The sequence below is a fragment of the Myxococcus qinghaiensis genome, from assembly GCF_024198215.1.
GTDB lineage: Bacteria > Myxococcota > Myxococcia > Myxococcales > Myxococcaceae > Myxococcus > Myxococcus qinghaiensis.
Genome location: NZ_JAKCFA010000008.1, coordinates 395494 through 416033, shown reverse-complemented (window position 1 = coordinate 416033; position 20540 = coordinate 395494). Strand labels below are relative to the sequence as shown.

18 protein-coding genes are annotated in these 20540 nt (G+C 69.8%); 9 read left to right on the top strand and 9 right to left on the bottom strand.

Features of this window, described 5'->3' with window-relative positions:
* The first annotated feature begins 4 nt into the window (after positions 1-4).
* The 6 genes from LZ199_RS17730 (at position 5) to LZ199_RS17705 (ending at position 7575) form a co-directional block, all read left to right on the top strand.
* Positions 5-871: a response regulator gene (locus LZ199_RS17730; protein WP_253994885.1), complete on the top strand. Its 867-nt coding sequence runs from the start codon at positions 5-7 to the stop codon at positions 869-871.
* Positions 868-2097, top strand: a complete 1230-nt coding sequence (locus tag LZ199_RS17725; protein WP_253994884.1) for a CheR family methyltransferase — start codon at positions 868-870, stop codon at positions 2095-2097. Before LZ199_RS17730 ends, LZ199_RS17725 begins: the two co-directional genes overlap by 4 nt.
* A complete protein-coding gene (locus LZ199_RS17720; RefSeq protein ID WP_163870088.1) occupies positions 2094-2639 on the top strand; it encodes a chemotaxis protein CheW in 546 nt (181 codons plus the stop codon). The genes LZ199_RS17725 and LZ199_RS17720 overlap by 4 nt, the downstream gene beginning before the upstream one ends.
* Positions 2629-4803, top strand: a complete 2175-nt coding sequence (locus tag LZ199_RS17715; RefSeq protein ID WP_253994883.1) for a hybrid sensor histidine kinase/response regulator — start codon at positions 2629-2631, stop codon at positions 4801-4803. The genes LZ199_RS17720 and LZ199_RS17715 overlap by 11 nt, the downstream gene beginning before the upstream one ends.
* Positions 4800-5870: a chemotaxis protein CheB gene (locus LZ199_RS17710; RefSeq protein ID WP_163870090.1), complete on the top strand. Its 1071-nt coding sequence runs from the start codon at positions 4800-4802 to the stop codon at positions 5868-5870. Before LZ199_RS17715 ends, LZ199_RS17710 begins: the two co-directional genes overlap by 4 nt.
* An 88-nt stretch (positions 5871-5958) precedes the next feature.
* Positions 5959-7575, top strand: coding sequence for a methyl-accepting chemotaxis protein (locus tag LZ199_RS17705; protein ID WP_253994882.1), 1617 nt, complete (start codon positions 5959-5961; stop codon positions 7573-7575).
* Positions 7576-7670: 95 nt separating this feature from the next.
* On the opposite strand, the gene clpA is transcribed toward LZ199_RS17705, so the two are convergent.
* From clpA to LZ199_RS17680, 5 genes are all read right to left on the bottom strand, one after another.
* Complete coding sequence (clpA, locus tag LZ199_RS17700; RefSeq protein WP_253994881.1) at positions 7671-9992, bottom strand: ATP-dependent Clp protease ATP-binding subunit ClpA; 2322 nt, start codon at positions 9990-9992, stop codon at positions 7671-7673.
* 3 nt (positions 9993-9995) lie between these two features.
* Positions 9996-10319: an ATP-dependent Clp protease adaptor ClpS gene (locus LZ199_RS17695; protein WP_253994880.1), complete on the bottom strand. Its 324-nt coding sequence runs from the start codon at positions 10317-10319 to the stop codon at positions 9996-9998.
* A 43-nt stretch (positions 10320-10362) separates the two neighbouring features.
* Positions 10363-11523 (bottom strand): GNAT family N-acetyltransferase, encoded by a 1161-nt coding sequence (locus tag LZ199_RS17690; RefSeq protein ID WP_253994879.1) that lies wholly within the window; start codon positions 11521-11523, stop codon positions 10363-10365.
* A 74-nt stretch (positions 11524-11597) separates the two neighbouring features.
* Entirely contained in the window at positions 11598-12038 is a 441-nt protein-coding gene (locus LZ199_RS17685) for a hypothetical protein (protein ID WP_253994878.1), read from the bottom strand.
* 39 nt (positions 12039-12077) lie between these two features.
* Entirely contained in the window at positions 12078-12650 is a 573-nt protein-coding gene (locus LZ199_RS17680; RefSeq protein ID WP_253994877.1) for a DUF2378 family protein, read from the bottom strand.
* Between the two features lie 198 nt (positions 12651-12848).
* Between LZ199_RS17680 and LZ199_RS17675 the strand changes: the two genes are divergently transcribed.
* The 3 genes from LZ199_RS17675 (at position 12849) to LZ199_RS17665 (ending at position 15103) form a co-directional block, all read left to right on the top strand.
* A complete protein-coding gene (locus tag LZ199_RS17675; protein ID WP_253994876.1) occupies positions 12849-13415 on the top strand; it encodes a NifU family protein in 567 nt (188 codons plus the stop codon).
* A 143-nt stretch (positions 13416-13558) separates the two neighbouring features.
* The gene (locus LZ199_RS17670) at positions 13559-14344 is read left to right on the top strand and encodes a class I SAM-dependent methyltransferase (protein ID WP_253994944.1); all 786 of its coding nucleotides are present in this window, start codon (positions 13559-13561) and stop codon (positions 14342-14344) included.
* A gap of 111 nt (positions 14345-14455) precedes the next feature.
* Positions 14456-15103: a hypothetical protein gene (locus LZ199_RS17665; RefSeq protein WP_253994875.1), complete on the top strand. Its 648-nt coding sequence runs from the start codon at positions 14456-14458 to the stop codon at positions 15101-15103.
* Positions 15104-15225: 122 nt separating this feature from the next.
* Here LZ199_RS17665 and LZ199_RS17660 read toward each other — a convergent pair whose 3' ends face one another.
* The 4 genes from LZ199_RS17660 to LZ199_RS17645 all read right to left on the bottom strand — a co-directional run bounded on the left by LZ199_RS17660 (position 15226) and on the right by LZ199_RS17645 (position 20442).
* Positions 15226-17022, bottom strand: a complete 1797-nt coding sequence (locus LZ199_RS17660) for an RluA family pseudouridine synthase (protein ID WP_253994874.1) — start codon at positions 17020-17022, stop codon at positions 15226-15228.
* Positions 17023-17088: 66 nt separating this feature from the next.
* A complete protein-coding gene (locus LZ199_RS17655; RefSeq protein WP_253994873.1) occupies positions 17089-18366 on the bottom strand; it encodes an APC family permease in 1278 nt (425 codons plus the stop codon).
* 144 nt (positions 18367-18510) lie between these two features.
* Positions 18511-19635 carry a THUMP domain-containing class I SAM-dependent RNA methyltransferase gene (locus tag LZ199_RS17650; protein ID WP_253994872.1) on the bottom strand — a complete coding sequence of 375 codons (1125 nt, stop codon included), beginning with the start codon at positions 19633-19635 and terminating at the stop codon, positions 18511-18513.
* A 54-nt stretch (positions 19636-19689) separates the two neighbouring features.
* Positions 19690-20442 carry a lysophospholipid acyltransferase family protein gene (locus LZ199_RS17645; protein WP_253994871.1) on the bottom strand — a complete coding sequence of 251 codons (753 nt, stop codon included), beginning with the start codon at positions 20440-20442 and terminating at the stop codon, positions 19690-19692.
* Positions 20443-20540 lie beyond the last annotated feature (98 nt).

Genomic DNA, 20540 nt, shown 5'->3' with positions numbered 1-20540 from the left:
TGCCGTGAGCCTGCCGTCCCTGCTGCTCGTCGACGACAGCGACGCCATCCTGGCGCTCGAGCGCGCCATCCTCTCCGGGCACTACACCATCCACACGGCGAGCAATGGCCGCGAGGCGCTGGAGAAGGTCACCCGCCTCAAGCCCGCCGCGGTGTTGTTGGATTTGTCCATGCCGGAGATGGACGGCGACGAGGTCCTCCAGCGGATGAAGTCCGACTCCGCCACGGTGGACATCCCGGTCATCATCATCTCCTCGGAGAAGTCGCGCGCGGAGGCGTGCATCGGGCTGGGGGCGGAGACGTTCCTGGCCAAGCCCTTCCGCGCGGACGAGCTGCTGCACGCGGTGGGTGAGGCGCTGGCCAACTCCCGGCGTCGCGCGCGCACGGGCTCCCTGCTGGTGTTGCGGGTGACGGTGGGCACGCTGGAGTTCGCGGTGCCGCTGGACTCGGTGCGGGAGGTGCTGCTGCACCCGGCGACGCGGCCGCTGCCCACGGCGCCCTCGTACCTGCGCGAATACGTGGAGGTGCGGGGCGAGGCGCTGTGCGTGCTGGACGTGGCGCGGCGGCTGAGCGTGGAGCACTCGCTGCCTCGCGTGGAGCGGATGCTGGTGGTCATCCAGGTGGACGGGGTGGCGCTGGCGCTCGCGGTGGACACGGTGAAGGACCCGGAGGAGTACGCGGCGGCGGACATCGACCGGCGCGAGCGCGTGGGTGGCACGGACCACGGCCCGCTGCGCGAGGGCCTCATCGGCATGCTGCGCTCGGGCGGCCACCTGCTGCCCATCCTGGACCCCCGGGTGTTCGTCGCGCGCGGACTGCTGCGTGAGCTGCCCCGGATGGTCGAGGCCGCGGAGGCTGGACGGAGCGCATGAGCGCAGAGCTCGACCCGCGTCTGCTGACCCGAGCGCGGGAGGTGGTGTCATCCATCACCGGCTTCCGCGACGACGCCATCGCCAACGAGGCGATGGAGCGCGTCGTGCGTGGAGAGCTGGCGCGGGGCCGCTCCTCGGCGGACCTGTTGGGGGAACTGCTGTTTCCCCAGTCGCCTTTGTCCGGCACGCTGGTGCGCGCGGCGCTGGTGGGGGAGACGTACTTCTTCCGCCAGCCCGAGCATTTCCGCTACCTCTCCCAAGTCGGCGTGCCCGCGGCCCTGCGCCGGGGCGTGCTGTCGCTGCGGGGCTGGAGCGCGGGCTGCGCCACGGGAGAAGAGGCGTACTCGCTGGCCGCGGCGCTGCATGCCTCGGTGCCCCACGGCTTCCCGGTGGAGGTGGTGGGCACGGACCTGCACGAGGCCAGCCTGGAGACGGCGCGGCGCGCCACCTACGGCACCTGGTCCCGGCGCGAGTCGGCGCCCCGGCTCTTCCCGCTCTACATGGACGGCGTGGACCGTCAGGTCGTCATCCTGCCCGTCATCCGGCGCATCACCTCCTTCGCGCAGTCCAACCTCCTGGCGCCGCTGCCGGACAGGCTGGGCCGCTTCGACTTCATCTTCTGCCGCAACGTGCTCACCTACTTCTCCGTGGCCGCGCGGGAAGCGGCCATCGCCCTGCTGGCCCGGGCGCTCAATCCCGGCGGGCTGCTCTTCTTGGGAGCGGTGGAGGCGGACCGGGTGCCCGCGGGCATGGTTCGCGAGGGCACGCCGGAGCTGCAGACGTTCCGGCTGCTGGGGCCGGGAGAGGGCACCGCGCCCACGCCGGTGCCGCGCTTCGTGGAGCGAGAGGCGCCGCCCAAGCCGCTCATCCGCCGCCCCATGGTGACGCCGGTGCCGGTGCGCGTGGAGGTGACGCCGCCGCCCCCGCCGGCGCGGCTGCACCTGACGGCGCTGGAGCGAATCGAGGAGGGTGACGTGGACGGTGCGTCGGCGGTGCTGGAGTCGCTGGTGCGACAGGCGCCGGACTATCTGCCGGGACTGTTGGAGCTGGCGCTGTTGCGCGAGCGCTCCGGGGCGCGTGAGGCGGCGATGCCGCTGATGCGAGCCCTGCGGGTGCGCGCCGAGCGCCTTCCACCGGACCAGCTCGTGGACGGGCCTGAAGCCCTTCCGGCGCGGTTCTATCAGGCGTCCGCTGACGCCTACCTCAACCTGGGGGCGCTCGAATGAAAATCCTTCCTCGGAACATGGAGGAGGCTCAGGAGCAGGAGGCGGCGGAGCTGCTGGAGCGGCGCGCGTCACGGCTCCGGGAGCAGGCGGAGACCACTGTCGAGGAGGCGGTGCACTGGATTGCCGAGTTCCCGCTCGGTGAGGAGCGCTACGCGCTCTCCCTGGAGATGCTCCGCGCGGCGCTGCCTTTGCGCATGGTGACGCCGGTGCCCCTGTCGGCGCCCCATGTCGTCGGCGTCTTGCGCTTCCAGGGCCAGGTGCTCTCCGCGCTCAGCCTCGCGTCCATGCTGGGCGGCCACGGCTGGCGGCAGGACCCCGCCGTGTTGCTGGTGGTGGACCGGGGAGACGGCGAGCTGTGCGCGCTGGACTGCGAGGCCATTCCCCGCCCCACCACCCTGCCCGCGAGCGTGGTGGAGGCCGCGCGCGTGCGCGCCGAGGGGCCGGTGATGGAGGTCTTCACCCAGGACCGCCAGCTCATCCACCTCATCGACCTCAAGCGCCTGTTCAACCCGCGCTCGACGGGAGGACGCAATGCCCGTTGACCCGATGCTGCAGGGGCTCGTCACGGGCTTCGCCGTGGAGGCCCAGGAGGTCATCCAGAAGGTCACCATGGACCTGCTGGAGCTGGAGCGCGACGGCCTGGATTCGACGGCGCTCGCCAAGGTCTACGTCCGGCTGGGCCGGCACCTGCACACCCTCAAGGGCAGTGCCTCCAGCCTGGGCCTGCAGGATTTGGGCGACATCGCCCACAAGCTGGAGGACGCGCTCGCGCCGCTGAAGGCCAGCTCGCGCAAGATGCCCCGGTCCGTGGTGGACGTGCTGCTGCACGGCCTGGACCTCTTCATGCTGCGCGCCCAGGCCCACGCGGACGGGCGGGGTGACGCGCTGCCGGACCCGGCCGCCGCCCTGGCGCAGCTCGTGGCGGAGGGGCCCGCGCCGGAGACGGTGGGGGCGCCGCTGTCGGGGCAGGCTCCCTCGACCTCACCCTCCGAGGCCGCGCCGTTGGCGACGCCCGAGGAGAGCGCGCTGGTGGAGTCCGCGTCGGCGCTGAGCCAGGACGCGCAGCCGGAGTCGGCGGACACGGGCTGGCGCGTCAGCGTGCGGCAGGTGACGTCGCTGATGCGCGAGGTGGAGCGGCTGCGCGAGGTCCGCCTGCGCGTGGAGGAGCGGGGCCGCGAGCTGGACCGCGTGGTGACGGTGCTGGCCAAGCAGGGCCTCCTGGCGGAGACGGCCGAGGCCCGCACGCTGCTGGCGGGCACGTCGCGCCTCTTGCGCACCGACGGCGAGGAGACGAGCGACATCGTCGACGCGCTGGAGGAGGGCCTGAAGGCCATCACCACGCGCCCGGTGCGCACGATTCTGGACCCGCTCCAGCGCATGGTGCGGGATTTGTCGCGTCAGCTGGGCAAGGAGGCCCGGCTGTCGGTGGTGGGCTCGGAGCTGTCGCTGGACAGGCGCCTGTTGGAGAAGCTGCAGGGGGCGCTGGTGCACCTGCTGCGCAACGCGGTGGACCACGGCCTGGAGCTGCCGTCCCAGCGCGAGAAGGCGGGCAAGCACCACGAGGGCGCGCTCACGCTGCGAATCGAGCAACAGGGCAACCTGCTCTTCCTGGAGTGCTCGGACGACGGCGCGGGCATCGATGTGCTGCGCGTGCGCAAGGTGGCCGAGTCGCGCGGCGTCGTCACCTCCGACGAGGCGGAGCGGCTCAACGAGAACCAGGTGAGGGACCTCATCTTCCGCCCGGGCTTCAGCACCCGCAGCGACGTGACGGACACGTCCGGCCGCGGCGTGGGCCTGGACGCGGTGCGCGCGTCGGTGGAGGCGCTGCAGGGCCGCATCGAGGTGAACAGCACTCCGGGCCAGGGCACGCGCTTCGTGATGACGCTGCCGGTGGACCTGGGCAGCTCGCCAGTGCTGGTGGTGCGCGCGCTGGAGCAGTTGGTCGGCCTGCCGATGCTGGCGGTGGAGGCCACGCAGCTGGCGCGCGCGGACTCGCTGCGCATCGGCAAGCGCAAGGCGCACCTGGAATACCAGGGCCAGTTGTTGCCGGTGGTGGACCTGGGCGCGCGGCTGGGCCTGAGGGCCCTGGCGCCTCCGGCGGAAGGCCAGCCGCTGCTCATCGTCCAGAGCGGTGGCAAGCGCGTGGCGCTGGGCGTGGACGCGGTGGTGGGAGACAAGGACCTGGTCATCCGCCCGCTGCCGTCCGAGGTGCGGGACGTGCCCGCGTGGCAGGGCGCGGCGACGCTGAGCCGGGGAGAGCTGTTGCTCATCTGCCGGCCGGACTGGCTGGTGACGGAGACGGGGCAGGCCACCGTGACGGCGCAGCGCCGGGCGCTGGTGGTGGACGACTCGCTCACCGCGCGAGCGCTGCACCGGGCCATGCTGGAGGCGGGTGGCTTCAGCGTGCACCTGGCGGCCAGCGGCGCACGCGCGCTGGACCGGTTGGCGACGGACACGTACGACGTCGTCATCTGCGACCTGGACATGGAGGAGATGGACGGAACGCAGCTCATCGCCCGCCTGCGCGAGAAGAAGGAGACGTCGTCGTTGCCCGTCATCCTCGTCTCCGCGCATGACAGTGCCGCCGCGAGGGAGCGGGGCATGGCGGCGGGCGCGGATGGCTATCTCAGCAAGCGCGAGTGTGCCGCGGGTCGGCTGCTCGCCGAGGTGCTCGACGTGATGAGTCGCAGGGGAGCGCGCGCATGAACACCCGGCGCACCATTCGCGTGCTGGTGGTGGACGACTCGCCCACCATGGCCAATACGCTGACGGCCCTGCTCACCGAGGACTCGCGCATCGAGGTCGTCGGTCGGGCAGGGGACGGCAACCGCGCGGTGCAGCTCGCGCGACTGCTCCGTCCGGATGTCATCACCATGGACCTGCTGCTGCCGGGCCTGGACGGGCCGGCGGCCATCGCGGCCATCATGTCCCAGTCCCCCGCGCGGGTGATTGTGGTGAGCGCCGTGGCGGAGCAGCGCGGCGTGGACCTGGGCTTTCAAGCGATGAGCGCCGGAGCGCTGGAGCTCATCGGCAAGCCCAACGTCACCAACGTGGAGGAGCTGCGCCGGTGGGGCCGGGAGCTGGCCCACTCGGTGTGCCTCATGGCGGAGGTGCCCGTCATCTCCCGCCGCCAGCGCACCGGCTCGGTGACGCCGCCGCCCATCGGCGCGCGGGTGGACGTCTTCGGCGTGGTGGCCTCCACGGGAGGTCCGCCCGCGCTGGCGGAGCTCTTGTCCAAGCTGCCCCGGGACTTGCCGGTACCCATCCTCGTCGCCCAGCACATCACCGTGGGCTTCACCCAGGGCATGGTGCGCTGGCTGTCGCAGGTGACGCCGCTGACGGTGGACGTGGCGCGCGACGGCGAGCGGCTGGAGCCGGGCCGGGTGTACTTCCCGCAGGACGGGCAGGATTTGCTGGTGGACTCCGCGGGCCTCGCGCGCATGCAGCGCAGCCGGGGCGGACCGTGTCCCAATGGTGACGTGCTGCTGTCGTCGCTGGCCTCCGCATTCGGCCGGCGCAGCGGCGGCGTGGTGCTCACCGGCATGGGCGAGGACGGCGCGCGGGGCCTCTTGGCCATCCGCAACGCCGGGGGCGTCACCTTCTCCCAGGACGAGGCGACGTCCGTCGTCTATGGAATGCCGCGCGCGGCGTTGGAGCTGCGCGCGACGGACCAGGGCGTGCCGTTGGCATCGGTGCCGGACCTCATCCTCCAGAGCTGCATCCCTCCCAACTTCCGCTCCGGTGGGCGCGGAGAGGGAGGGGTGGGTCGGTGATTCCGCACGTGCATGATTGTCCCGAGTCGTTCGCTTTCGCCCCGCCTCCGCGCGGGCGTCGTCCCGAAGTTTTCCGGGTGGTGATGCCGTGAGCACCGAACAGTCCTCGTTCACCACGCAGCTTGGCCATCAGTTCCGTCAGTCGCTCGGGCTGGCGCCGAAGCTCGTCCTCGTCACCACGCTCGTCAGCGCCACGGTGGCCGCCATCCTCACCGGCATCGCCACGCGGCGGCTGGAGGCGGACCTCATCGACAGCCATATGGGCGAAGGCCAACTGCTGGCCCGCACCCTCGCGGTGGCGGCCGAGCAGGGCGTGGCAGGGGGTGTCGCCGCGCTCCAGCCCCTGGTGAACGTCTCGCGCACCAGCGAGGACGTCACGTACGTCTTCCTGACGGATGTCACCGGCAACGTCACGGCCCACAGCCTCCCCGGTGCCTTCCCGCAGGCGCTGAAGGAGTCGACGGCGGCGCAGGGCATGGTGAGCGCGGAGACGGGCTGGGGCGCCGTGCTGGAGGTTGAGTCCGAGGGGCGGACGCTCCACGCGATGAACGTGTTGGCGCCGGTGGCCGATGGCCGGCTGGGCGCGGTGCACGTGGGCATCTCCCGGGACCACATCGACGACCTGGTGTCCGCGCTGCGCTGGCGGATGGTGGGCTTCGCGCTCCTGTTGGTGGCGCTGGGCGTGGCGGTGGCGGCGGCCTTCGGGCGCAGCATCGTCCGACCCATGCGCGAGCTGACGGAAGTCGCCGGCCACATCGTCGAGTCCGGAGACCTCACCCGTCCCATCCAGGTGAAGAGCGGCGACGAGGTGGGCAGGCTCGCCAACTCCTTCGCGCAGATGGTGGGCCGGCTGCGCGAGGTGACGCTCAACCTCCAGCAGGCGGCGCAGGCGCTCACCCAGTCCACCGAGCACCTCAACACCTCCTCCACGGACCAGGCGCAGACCATCTCCCGTCAGGCCGCCGCGCTCCAGGAGACGCAAGTCACCGCGCAGGAAATCAAGCAGACCTCCATGCTGGCCGCGCAGAAGGCGGAGAGCGTGTTGTCCGTGGCGGAGCGCGCGGACGCGCTGGCCCGCTCGGGTGAGGCCGCGATTGAGCAGACGATGGCGGGCCTCAACGACATCCGCGTCCAGGTGGGCGAGATTGCCCAGAAGATCCTGGAGCTGGGCGAGCGCACGCAGCAGATTGGCGGCATCACCCAGACGGTGAAGGACCTGGCGGACCAGTCCAACATGCTCGCGCTCAACGCGGCCATTGAGTCGGTGCGCTCGGGCGAGCACGGCAAGGGCTTCGGCGTGGTTGCGCGCGAAATCCGAGCGCTGGCGGACCAGTCCATCCAGGCCACGACGCGGGTGCGGGAGCTGCTGGACGACATCGCCAACTCGGTGACGGCCGCGGTGCGAATCACCGAGCGCGGCGCGGAGCGCATGGAGGCGGGCCTGGCGCAGGTGCGCACCAGCGGGCAGAACCTGCGCGAGCTGTCCTCCATCGTCCAGGACAACGCCGCCGCCGTCCGTCAGATTGCCGCCGCCGTGAGCCAGCAGAACGTGGGCATCAACCAAATCACCCTGGCCGTGAATGACCTCTCCAAGATGATGGACGAGACAGTGGCCCGCATCGGCTCCACGGGTGAGGCCGCCACCACGCTGCAAATCATCTCCGAGCAGCTCTCCAGCGCGGTGAAAATCTACCGCGTCGAGTAGCTCCCTCCAGAGCAGGACGCTGGATGCGAAGAGGCCCCGACTCCCTCACCTGGGAATCGGGGCCTCGTCATTTCAGGACGTCCGCGCGGAGCCTGTCACGCCGGCGCGGGCTCGGGCTGCTCGGCCACGGCAATCGCCTGGAGCTTGAGCCCTTCGCCACCCGGGTCCACGTCGTAGCGGGCGGTGCCGCCGTTCTTCAAGTCGCCGAAGAGCAGCGCCTCCGCGAGGAGCTTCTTCAGCGCGTTGTCCACGAGGCGGGCCATGGGCCGGGCACCGAAGGCCGGGTCATAGCCATGCTCGGCCAGCCACGCGCGGGCGGCCGGCGTCAGCTCCAGCTTCACCTTCTTCTCGTCCAGCATCTTCTGGAGGAGGCGGACCTCCTTGTCCACGACCTTGAGGATGATTTCAGGCGGCAGACCGGAGAAGAGAATCCACCCGTCCAGCCGGTTGCGGAACTCCGGCGTGAAGGTGCGCTCAATCGCCTTCTTCGCGCGCATCGCGTCGGCCGGCCTCGTCATGTCACCGAAGCCGATGGACTTGGTGCTCATCTCCTGGGCACCCGCGTTGGTGGTGAGGATGAGGACGATGTTGCGGAAGTCGGCCTTGCGGCCGTTGTTGTCCGTCAGCGTCGCGTGGTCCATCACCTGGAGCAGGATGTTGAAGAGGTCCGGGTGGGCCTTCTCGATTTCATCCAGCACCACCACGGCGTACGGATGCTTGCGCACCGCGTCCGTGAGCAGGCCGCCCTGGTCGAACCCGACGTAGCCCGGCGGCGCGCCGATGAGCCGGCTCACCGTGTGCTTCTCCGAGTACTCGCTCATGTCGTAGCGCAGGAACTCCACGCCCAACGTCTGCGCGAGCTGCTTGGCCAGCTCCGTCTTGCCCACGCCCGTGGGGCCCGAGAAGAGGAACGAGCCGATGGGCTTCTCCGGCGCACGCAAACCCGAGCGCGCCAGCTTGATTGCGCCGACCAGGTCCTTGATGGCGCTGTCCTGCCCGAAGATGACCGCCTGCAGCTCCTTCTCCAGATTCTGGAGCTGGACGCCTTCGCTCGCGGACACGCTCTTGGCCGGAATCTTCGCCATCTTCGCGACGACGGCCTCCACGTCCGCGCCGGTGACGGTGTTGGTGCGCACGCCCTCCGGCTTGAGCTTCTCCGCCGCGCCCGTCTCGTCGATGACGTCGATGGCCTTGTCCGGCAGGAAGCGGTCGTTGATGTGCTTGGCCGCCAGCTCCGCCGCCGCGCGAATCGCCTCCGGCGTGTACTTCACGCCGTGGTGCTCCTCGTAGCGGCTCTTCAGCCCCTCCAGGATGAGGATGGTGTCCTCGACGGAGGGCTCGGCGACCTCAATCTTCTGGAAGCGCCGCGACAGCGCGCGGTCCTTCTCGAAGGACGACTTGAACTCCTGGTACGTCGTCGAGCCGATGCAGCGCAGCTTCCCGCTCGCGAGCGCCGGCTTGAGGATGTTGGACGCATCCATGGAGCCGCCACTGGTGGCGCCCGCGCCGACAATCGTGTGGATTTCATCGATGAAGAGGATGGCGTCCTTCTGCTCCTGGAGCGCCTTGAGCACGCCCTTGAGCCGCTCCTCGAACTGGCCGCGGAACTTGGTGCCCGCGAGCAGCGAGCCCATGTCGAGCGAGTACACGACGGCGTTCTTCAGGGGCTCCGGGACACGGCCCTCGTGGATGTAGAGCGCCAGCCCTTCGGCGATGGCCGTCTTGCCCACGCCCGCCTCGCCCACGTAGAGCGGGTTGTTCTTCCGGCGGCGGCTGAGCACCTGGATGGTGCGCTCCAGCTCCTTGTCGCGGCCGATGAGCGGGTCGATTCTCCCCTCCTTGGCCTCGATGTTGAGCTGGGTGGTGTAGACCTCCAGCGGATTCTTTCGCGGGGACTCCCCTTCGTCGTCGTCACCCGCGGGCGCGTTTCCGCCCGGAGCGGCCTCGGACGCGTCGTCCTCGCCGGCCTCCTCGTCCTTGGAGATGCCGTGGGAGATGTAGTTGAGCAAATCCAGCCGGGTGACTCCCTCCTGCTGGAGCAGGTAGAGGGCCTGGCTCTCCTCCTCACGGAAGAGGGCCACCAGCACGTCGCCCCCGTCGATGAGCTTCTGCTCAGCGGACAGGGCGTGCATGGCGGCGCGGTGGAGCACGCGCTCCACGCCAATCGTCTGCTGTGGCTCGGCCTCCACTCCGTCCGGCAGGCGTTCGACTGTCTCCTCCAGGAAGGAGACGAGCCGCTCCTGGAGGCGCTTCACGTTGGCCCCGCACGCCTTCAGGACTTCGCGCGTGCGCGAGTCCTTGGTGAGCGCGAGGAGCAGGTGTTCCAGCGTCAGGTACTCGTGGCTCATCTTCCGCGCCTCTTCCAGGGCGGTGCGGAAGCTGGCCTGCAACTCTTTGGCAATCAGCGGTCCTGCCACGGTTCAACCTTCCTCGGGTTCCATGGAGAGCCGCAGCGGGAACCCATTGTCCCGAGCCGCGGCCTCCACCGTCTTGAGCTTCGTCTCGGCGACCTCGAACGTATAGACGCCGGCCACTCCGACTCCGTTGTAATGAACGTGCAGCATGATCTGCACGGCATCCGACTCCGACTTGTGGAAGACCTCCTTCAGGACGGCCACCACGAACTCACGCGTCGTGTAATTGTCGTTGTGCAGAAGCACCTTGTAGAGCGTCGGTTTCTTGAGCTTCTGCTTGGGTACGGTCTCCGTGACGACGGAGCTGTCGTGCTCGTCCTTCTGCGCCATAGGTTCTTCGGACTCCCTTTGATGACCTCGGAAGCGGGCCGTTTCAGGCCTCTCCCTTGAAACCTGTCTCCGCCCGCCACTGGGGCAGTCCTCCCCGGACGGCCGCCCGCTCGTGCTCCAGGAAGCCACGCACCGCCCGCTCCAACCCCGGGTGGAGGAGCAGGTGGGCACTGTACGTGAGGCGCGGCTCGAATCCCCGGGTGAGCTTGTGCTCCCCGCCCGCCCCGGGCTCGAAACGCGTCAGCCCCTGTTCAATGGCCTCCGCCACCGGGTGGTAGAGGCAGACGTTGAAGTGCAGGAACGGATGCTCCTCGAAACATCCCCAATAACGGCCGTAGAGGACCTTTGGCGCCCTGAAGTTGAACGCGCCGGCCACCAGCGCCCCTTCCCTCCGCACCTCCACCAGCTCGCAGCGGTGCCGGAAGTCGGAGCGCATCCGCGCGAAGAAGTCGCGGGTGAGGAAGCGCGCCCCCCACGGGTACTTGTCCACCGTGGAGACATAGAGGCGGTACAGCGTGTCCACGTCCACCGACTCCAGGGCATCGCCCCGCAGGGTGGTCAGCTTCAGGCCCTGCTCGGCCGGGGCGCGCAGCTCGCGTCGCAGCTGGTTGCGCCGCTTGGAGTGGAAGCGGGCGAGGAAGTCCTCCATCGTCCGGTAGCCGGCGTTGCGCCACTGGTACTGGACCCCCAAACGCAGCGCGAAGCCCTGGGACTCCAGCGTGGGCAGCTCGTCCTCGGTGGGGAAGAGGACATGGATGCCGGAGAGCCGCTCGGCGCGGGCGAACTCCAGCGCGCCGGCGTACAGCTCCGCCTCACGGGCGGCGCGGTCCTCGCCGGGGGCCACCAGCACGCGCCGACCGGTGGCGGGGGTGAAGGGGACGGTGAAGACGAGCTTGGGGTAGTAGCGCAGGCCCGCGCGCTCGGCGGCGGTGGCCCAGGGCGCGTCGAAGACGAACTCCCCCTGGCTGTCGTCCTTGAGGTACGCGGGCGCGGCGGCGACGAGGCGCGAGCCGCGCCACAGCGTCAGGTGCCGGGGGTGCCAGCCGCGCTCCGGTACCGCGCTGCCGCTGTCCTCGAGCGCGGCCAGGAAGGCCCACTCCAGGAAGGGCATGGCCGCCTCGTCCACGAGCCCGTCCCAGAGGGAGGAGGGCACCTCGTGGATGGAGGTCAGGATGCGCAGGGTCGTGGGCAGCGAGGTGGACATCGGCGTCGGCGCGGGCAGGTCGTGGGGCCAGCCTATAACGACGGCGGGCCCCCCTTGCCACGGCCGGCCGGCCCCTACTTCCCGCGTGTCAATTCGGCGGCAAGGAAGCGGCCCGCTTCGGCCAGGCCAGCGTCACCCCGACGACGTCCCTCCTCGGTCTCCATCACCCGGCGGGCCGCGTCGCTGGCGGTGCCGGCCTCCAGGTCCGCCAGGACGAGGAACGCGCTCCATGCGGGTGACGCGGGCGCCACGCGGCCCGGGCGGGTGGGGCGGTCCGACAGGGTGGTGGCGACCTTCTCCAGCAGCCCGTCGTCGTTGAGTCGCTTGGTGGAGCCCTTCATGGAGGCCCACGCGGACTCCAGCAGCGCGGGCAGCATCCTCCCGGCGAGGGCGGCGGAGAGCCGCTGCCCGGCCTCCTCCTCGTCGATTTGGTGCGCCTGGGCGTAGGTGGGGGCCAGCTTGGCGATGACCACGGCGCGGGTGGCGAGATGGGCGAGTCGGGGAGGGTAGGACATGGGCGCTCCAGTGGGCGCCGTCGACGACCCGGGCGCGAGTTACCAGCGGACCAACAGACGGTAACCGTCCGCGCTGCGCTCCTCTACCGTGATTCGGGGCTGGGCGTTGGCCAGTTCCAACATCCGCTCCAGACCGCCGGCCATCAAATCCGGTCGGTTGTAGCGGTCGGTGATGTGCAGCCGCCGGCCCCGCTCGCCCACCTGGGACATGGTGACTTCGATATCGGCGCGGCCCATCATCGACAGGTAGCGGGGGATGCGCTCCGCGGCGCGCGCGGGTCCAATCATGGGCAGGGCCACCGCCGCCACGCGTCCCACCAGCGTCTCCGCGAAGCCGTTGACGAGCGTGCGGCCGACCTGCCGGTAGCCCTCCTCGTCACTCAGCTCGCCGAAGGCCTCCTGCCGCGCAAGGGCCACGGCGCGCTGCCAGACCTGGACGGGGTAGTCCGTCTCCGGCTTCTTGATGTCGTAGCCCAGCAGGGCCAGCTCCTCCACGAGCCGCCCCGAGACCTTCAGGCCCCGCACGAACAGTCCCTCCAGCACGCTTCCGGGAATGCGGGGCGGCGGTGGCTGGGTCTGCTCGACGGGACGGCGCAGGGGACTGATGGCCATGTGAAGCTCACAGGGGGCGCGGAGGTCCGTCCACCATAGTGGAGTTCCGATTCTGCCGCGAATTCGGGCTGTTCTTTTATTCCCCGATGAGCCAGGGGGAGCGGACGTGGCGGGGAGGGGAGCGAAGGTTTGATTCCCCGAGGGTCGGGTTGCTATGGGGCCGCGAGCGCCTTAGAGGAGAGGACCGAGGAGAACTGCATGTCGGTGAACATCCAGCTGGAATGGACCCCCAACCCGAGCACGCTGAAGTACGTGGTGGATCGGCGACTGTTGGCGGGCGGCGCGGTGAGTATCACGAATCCCCAGGATGCCCTGGCGAAGTCGCCCCTGGCGCGCAAGCTCATGGACGTGCGCGGTGTGACGGCGGTGATGATTGGCACCAACTTCGTGACGGTGACGAAGGGTGACGAAGGTGAGTGGGACGAGCTGAATGACCAGGTGATGGAGACCCTGGACACGCACCTGACGGCGAACGAGCCGGTGGTGGACGAAGAGGCGATTGCGGCGGCGCGTCAGGCGACGGCGAGCGACGGTGGCGGCTCGGTGGAGGCTCGCATCCGAGACATCCTGGACGCGGAGATTCGTCCGGCGGTCGCGATGGACGGCGGCGATATCACGCTGGACCGCTTCGAGGACGGCATCGTCTACCTGCACATGAAGGGTTCGTGCGCGGGCTGTCCGTCGTCGACGGCGACGCTGAAGATGGGCATCGAGGGGCGCTTGCGGGAGATGATTCCCGAGGTCCTCGAGGTGGTGTCCATCTGAGGCGCAACGTCAAGGCTTCCCAGGTCCGGCGGGAGCTGCTGCCGGACCAGTCGCAGTCACTCTTGCGCGAGCTGCACCTGCTCACGCGCGAGGGGCATCTCAACGCGGATGCGCTGCGCAAGCTCAAGCAGGTCAACCATCTGATGGGGCTGTTGCGTCCGGCCGTGGAGGACGTGAAGGCGCGCCACCCCGAGTCCTCCGTGTTCGTGGATGCGGGCAGTGGCAACGCGTACCTGGGGTTCGTGCTCTACGAGCTGTTCCTGAAGGACGCGGCGGCGGGCACGCTGCTGTCGGTGGAAGGGCGTCCGGAGCTGACGGAGCGCGCGAAGGGGCGTGCCGAGCGGTTGGGGTTCTCGCGGATGCAGTTCCAGACGGCGCACATCGACCAGGCGGCGTATCCGGAGCGCATCCATCTGCTGATGGCGCTGCATGCGTGTGACACGGCCACGGACGACGCGCTCATCGCGGCGGTCCGGCATGGCGCGGACCACGTCGCGGTGGTGCCGTGCTGTCAGGCGGAGGTGGCCGCGCAGTTGAAGGAGCACCGGCAGGCGGCGCACGGGAGCATGGGCCTGTTGTACGCGCATGCGTGGCACCGGCGCGAGTTCGGCTCGCACCTGACGAACGTCATCCGCGCGCTGACGCTGGAGTCGTTCGGGTATCAGGTGACGGTGACGGAGCTGACGGGCTGGGAGCACTCGTTGAAGAACGAGTTGATCCTCGCGCGGCGGGTGCACCGGGACAATCGGCGGGCGCGGGTTCAGCTCGAGCGGTTGTTGGCGGAGACGGGTGTGAATCCGAAGCTGACGCGGGAGCTGGGCGTGAAGCCCGCGTCCATGGGTGGCCCGGCGGGGACTGTCGAGCCGCTTCCCGAGGCGCCACCGCAGTTGGTGTCCACCGAGGAAACGGCTCCGACCGCCGAGAGCTGAGCGTGTGACGAGGAGGCTCGTGAAGGGCCTCCTCGTGGCGCTCGTCGACATGGACGGGACGCTCGGCGGGAGCTCTTTCCCGTACAGAGGGTGTTCTGCCAGCATGTGGCCATGCCAAAGGCATTCAAGCCTCCAGAGAGAGCTTCTCTCCACGAGCTGGTCCGGGAGCGAGGCCTGCTCACTGAGTCCGAGTTGGCCACGCTGATTGCCGGCGCGCCCATCAAGGGAAGCTGGTGGGGACACCCGGCTGGCAAGGACATCTACTTCGCGCTGGAGAGCCTCGTCGAGGATCCGGAGCTCCTGCTCTGCAAACTCATCGAAGGGAAGCGCACCCTCGTCCACCGCCGGTTGTGGCCCGCCCTGATTCGGGCACAGCGGGAGGATTCACTCTGGCCCACGGTGTCCCCCGAGGCGAAGCGACTCCTCGCACAGGTCGCCCGCCGGGGCCCGGTGCAGGCCACCGGGAAGCCTCGACTGGAACTGGAGCGCGCGCTCCGGGTCGTGGGCCAGCCGGTGCATACAGCCTCGGGTGCACACGAGGTCGTACTGGTGCCATTCGAGTCAGCATTTCCTGAAGACGCCCTGAAAGAAGCAGCAGGGCTGGCGCTCGAGGACGCCCTCCGTGCGTTGTCGGAGGCGGGATTCTCCCCAGCCGCGCCTCCTGTCCCCCGTAAGCGGTCCAAGCCTCCACCTGCTTCCAAGCAGGCCACCGCCACTGCGAGGAAACGGACGCGACAGCCGAAGCGCACCCCGGGATGAGCGTACCCGCTCTCTGCCTCTCCACCATTCAGTCGCTGTCGGCTCGCAACGCCAGTCCATTCCTTCGCGGGTCGGCGCTCGGATGCGTCGCCTGAGTCGTTTCGAGAGGCGCGAACCATGATTCAGAAAGGGGCGGGGCAGTCGAAGGTGATGCTCGCTCCTGTTGCTGGATGCCGGAAGGTGAGCGACTCCGCGTGGAGCATGAGTCGTTCGCCGTCGCGACCGTAGAGTCTGTCTCCGACGATGGGCGCTCCGAGCCCGAGCGGATGAGAGGCATGGACCCGGAGTTGATGCGTCCTTCCCGTGAGCGGGAAGAAGGCCACGCGGGTTCTTCCTTCATGCCGTGCGAGGACGCGCCACTCTGTCACCGCATGCTTGCCGTGGACCGGGTCGTGAATCTGTCGAGGCCTGTCATTCAGGTCGACGCGCATCGGGAAGTCGATGCGGCCCTGGTCCTCCCGCACGGGTCCGTCCACCCACGCCACGTAACGCTTCCTCACTTCACGGTGCACGAACTGACTCTGCAGCGCCGCATGCGTGCGCGAGTCGAGCGCCGCGACGAGCAGTCCCGACGTGTCCAGGTCCAGTCTGTGTACCAGGAGCGGGCCTGTGGCCTGGGGATGACGGGCCTTCAGGCGCGTGAGCACGGAGTCCGTGAGCGACTCTTCGCGCCCCGGCACGGAGAGCAGCCCTTGAGGCTTGTCGATGACGACGAGCCACGGGTCCTCGAACAGCACCGTCAGCGCGCCAGGAGCCGAGGGTGGCGGTGAGAAAGTTCGAGGAGGCGCGACCTGGAGTCCCTCCAACATGAAGGGGAGCAGTGGCCCGCACTTGTCGCGACACGCGGCGTAGAACGCGCCAGGGATGCGTCCTCCCGCCGGAGGTGCCGAGCCCCACCAGAACTCCGCGAGCACGAGAGGGCGCAGCCCATGGGCATAGGCATACGCGAGCAACTTGGGCGCGGCGCAGTCAGCGGCGCCGGAGGGCGGCTGGCCACGCTCGTAGAGCGTCCGCAGGAGGCGATGCTCACCGCGCGCACTGGTGATGGCGTAGGTGTCGTGGATGCGCCGCATGAGCGCACGGCTCACCATGTGACGCAGGCGCTCCACGGCACGCACGCGTCGCTCCAGTCGAGCGAGCTTCGGTTCGACTCTCTGTCGCTCCTCAGCGTGGGTAGCCTCCAGGCGCCTTCGCTCGGCTTTGTCCCCTCGGCTCTCCTGGTCGAGGGCATGGAGTGCGGCGCGTTGCTCGGCCTCGTCCTTGACGTCCGGTGCCGGGGGGGCCATCTCCTGCCGTGCGGGAGGCCGCGCCGATTCGGCCAGGACCTCCCTCTCACCCGGGGGGCGGAAGTCTGGAGGAACTCCTTGATGCACCGGAGCTGACACCGTTCTCGTGAGCTCCACCCGACGGGCATGGCGTTGCTTGCGCCTGGCCTCGTGCCGCTCGCGCAGCGCGGAGAGCTCCGCTGTGTGTCGAGCCGCTTGCGCCACATGCGCGGCACGCAGTTCGAGAAGCTCAGGCGCTGTGCTCAGTGCCGCATGCCGGGCCAGCAGCCCCTTCACCGTCGCTTCGCCCGTGGGCTCCAGCCGCGCGCGTGCCTCGCGGTCGAACAGGGGTGGAACGAAGCCCTCCACATCCCAGCGTCCGGCGAGCATCCCAGAGAAGGCCCGCAGGAATCCGACGCGTCCCTCCGGCAGGCGCACCACGAGCACGCCGAACATCTTCCCGCCCTCGGGGTTCTCCAGCAGGGACGTGGGGACGTCCGGAGCGACGTGCCCCGAGCGCAGCTCTGCCTGGAGCACCTCCGCGGCCTGTCGAGCCAGCGCCGAAGGTCCCAGCTCGTCGAAGGGACTGGGGAAGCTGCCTCCCTCTTCGGGAGGATTCGTCCGGGGCTCGAAGAGGGTGACACGTGCGTCCACGTGTTCACCGCTAGCATGAAACCCGGGCCCCCGGCGAACGGGCCCGGGAGCCAGGCATGCCCAGGGCTACTCGAGCGCGGCCTTGCCGTCCGGCTTGCGCTGGAAGCGATACAGCACGAAGCCGACCGCGAGCGCGATGGCCCCGGCGATGAGGTTCTTTCGCTCGGCGCTCAGCGCGAACACGACACACAGCGAGGCGGCGGCGATGGGAATCACCGGTCCCCCGGGGAGGCGGAACGCATTGGCCGGCTGCTGGAGCTTGCGCCGCAGCACGGGCACCGCCACCGCCGTGCCGAAGTACGTCGCCAGTCGAGCCACCACGGAGAGCGTGGCGAGCACCTCGAACGAGCCGGAGAAGGCGAGCGGCAGCGCGATGGCGGTCTGCAACAGGATGGCGGCCATCGGCGTGCGGTATCGCGGGTGCAGCGTGGCGAGCGCCGCCGGGCCGAAGCCGTCCTGCGCCAGCGCGTAGAGGTAGCGCGGCCCCGCGAGCACCGTGTTGCTGTTGGTGCCGAGGATGGACAGCACGCCGCCCACCGTCATCAGCAGTCCGCCCCAGCCGCCAAGGAAGCGTGCGGCGGCGTCCGCGAGCGGCGTCTTCGCGTCCACGATGCCCGGCAGCGTGCCCAGGGCGACCCACTGCACCGCCGTGTAGATGAGCGTGACGACGCCAATCTGGACGATGAGCGCGAAGGGCACGTCCCGGCGCGGGTTCTTGAACTCACCCGCTGGAGCGGCGGTGTTCTCGAAGCCCGCGTAGGCGAACAGCAGCAGCAACACGGCGGCGCCCAGGTTGCCTTCATTCTTCGCGACCACCGAGGTGGCCAGCGGGGTGGACACGAAGAAGATGCCCACGCCGATGAAGATGAGCAGCGGCACCGTCTTGGTGATGGCCAGGAACACGGCGGTGCGCGCGCCACCCTTCACACCGAAGACGTTGATGGCGGTGAGCCCGAGCAACGGAAGCGCGATGGCCAAGGCCTGGCCCACGCCTTCGTTCGCCCCAGGCCACAGGTAGCCGAGCGCGCGAGAGAAGCCCACGGACAGCGAGGCCACCGACGAGACGCGGGCCAGCCACGTCATCCAACCCACCTGGAAGCCGACCAGTTCACCGAAGGCCTCGCGCGTGTAGAGGTACGCGCTGCCGGGCTTGTCGAAGTAGCTGGCGGCCTCCGCGAAACACAGCACGAGCAGCAGCACGGCCAGTCCCGCGAGCACCACGGCGCCCGTGCTCGCGGAGCCGAGGTTGGCCGCGGCCGCCGCGGGCAGCAAGTACACCCCGCTGCCGATGACGTCGTTGATGGAGAAGCCCACCAGCTCCCAGCGGGAGACCGCGCGCTTCATTCCAAGGTCTTGAGGCGTCGAATCGCTACCAGTCGTCATGGTGGGGTGGGGGAGGCCGGGGTGGACCTGACAGGGAGGACCACTGGAGCATACGCGGGGCCAAACCGCGAATCCGGGTCCTCCCGCGCCCTCACCGAGTACGGCTTACGAAGTCAGCAGCAACCTGCAACGCAGCCCGCCGTTACGCACGGGCAGGCTGCGCGCACCCGGAAGCTCTAGCGCCTTCACCAGCGCGGAGTCGTCCGGAACCAGCAGCGCCGCGCGCCAGCCCGCGAAGCCCTTGCGAACCGTGTTGCCGAGCGCGCGGTAGAGGCCGGGCAGGTCCTCCCCTTCGCCCAGCCGCTTGCCGTACGGCGGATTCGCCACCAGCAACCCGGGCCCACCCGGGGGCGCCGTCAACGTGCGCAAATCCTTGCGCTCCAACGCGAGCGTCATGCCCGCGCGCCGTGCATTCCGTCGCGCCGTGCCCAGCGAACCCGCGTTGATGTCAAAGCCATACACGGCCGCGCGCGGTGCCGGCAGCGACTCCGCTTCCGCGCGCGCCTTGCGAGCAGCCCACGCGCTCGCGTCGAAGCCCGGAAAGGACTCGAACGCGAAGCCATGCAGCAGGCCCGGAGCACGGCGCATCGACATCCACGCGCCCTCCACCAGGAAGGTCCCCGAGCCGCACATCGGGTCCACCAGCGGCTGCGTGCCGTCATACCCGGCCAGCATCAAGAGGCCCGCCGCGAGCGTCTCCCGCAGGGGCGCGCGGCTCACCTCTTGTCGATAACCCCGGCGATGCAGCGGCTCCCCGCTGGTGTCCGCGCTCACGGTGAAGTCATTGCCCTCCACGCGGACCAGCAACGTGAGCCCCGGCCCGCCTTCCTCGTCGAGCGGCCCCGCCCGGCCCACGTCGGCCAGTCCCCACGCCTTCGCCGCCGCCGAGAACACGACGCCCTGGCTCGGGACTCCCGCGCGGTGCAGCGTCACCGAGAGCCGGGGCGGCGCACTCCGGTCCCACGTGCGCGACAGGTCCAGCCCGCGCAGGCCGCGTATCAGCGCGCCCTCGTCACTCGCATGGAAGGTGCCCAGCCGCAGCAGCACCCGGCTCGCCGTGCGCAAGCGCAGGTTGGCCTCCTGGTGCAGCCCGGGGGGCCCTTCGACCTCCACACCGCCTTCGACGAGGAAGGGCTTCCATCCCAGCGCGGAGCACTCCGCCTCCAAGGCGGTCTCCAGTCCGGGAAGGGTGGACACGTAGAGTTGTTCAGGGGCGCGGGCGGTCGTCACGGGAGACCCCCATTGTCCGTGCTCCCGTGGCGACCGCAACGCCTCATTGCGGAATCACGGGGGGGACGCGGCGGGGGCCTCGGACTCCAGCGGCCTGTGCACCCGGGGCGCGTCATCCGCGTAGAAGCCCCGATACTCGGGAGGCAGGAGCCTGGCCACCCGGCGCATCATCGCGTCCACCAGCGCCTGCCTGGGGTCCTCCGCGCCGACGACTTCGGGCTCCAGGTCCTCCATGCGGAACGCGGGGCCCACCCGCACGCGGACGTGGGCGTGGTACAGCCGCTCGCCGCCCATGTCCGAGTCGTTGATGGGCATGAGCTTCTCCGTCCCCATCAACGCAATCGGCACCACCGGCGCGCCCGCGCGCTTGGCGATGAGCGACACGCCCTTCTTCGCCTGTTGCAGCGCGCCATTCCGGCTGCGCGCGCCCTCGGGGAAGATGAGCACCGAGTCGCCGCCCTTGAGCGTCTCCACCGCCCGGCGCACCGCCTCGATGTCCGGCGAGTTGGGCTTGATGGCGATGGTGTCCATCACCTCCGAGGCCAGTCGCGTCATCACCGTGCTCTGGAGCTTCACGCCCGCCAGGAAGTACAGCTTCCGGGGACGGAACGCGCGGAACAGCGTGAAGCCGTCCGCGTTGGACAGGTGGTTGCAGATGTACAGGCAGGGCACATCGGGGAGGTTGCTCCGTCCCTCCACGACTTCGTCCGCCAGCGCATCCCACACGCCGTCCATCAAGGTGCGCACCACGTGGCGCCGGATGTTCTCCGGCAGTCGGGCCATCAGGGAAAAGAGAATGCGGAGCACGCGTCGGTCGCCTCCACCTCGGGGACGCCCGAGAGCATGGACCGGCCGGAGCCCTGGCGTCCGACCAACACCGCCAGGGCTTCAGCGCCACCACTGGC